Below are 292 nucleotides of genomic sequence, written 5' to 3' on the forward strand. Positions count from 1 at the left end.
AGCAGGTCTGAGCGTTTGCGGGCGCGCTGGTCGGCCAGTGCGGGGTTGCGGCAGGCGATCAACCGTTCGCCGGGGTAGTCGGGGTGGGTGATCTCGGCGAGGTCCTGGGTGTCGAACAGGCTCATCTGCAGCGGCCCGTCGTCGGCGGCGAGTGCGGCGATCGCGGGTGCACGCAGCGCGGTGATCCAGTCGAAATCCGTTGGGGCCTTGCGGTTGTTGTTGAGTTTGCGCAGCGCGTCGATGCGGGCGGTGGTGATCATCCCGCGATCGCCGACCAGCACGAGTTTGGTGA

The 292-nt window shown here is 67.5% G+C and carries 1 pseudogene; it reads right to left on the minus strand.

Annotated elements, in window-relative coordinates:
* A pseudogene (locus FPZ47_RS28060) lies at positions 1-292 on the minus strand (IS1634 family transposase); the annotation flags it as partial.

The sequence above is a fragment of the Mycobacterium helveticum genome, from assembly GCF_007714205.1.
Lineage (GTDB): Bacteria > Actinomycetota > Actinomycetes > Mycobacteriales > Mycobacteriaceae > Mycobacterium > Mycobacterium helveticum.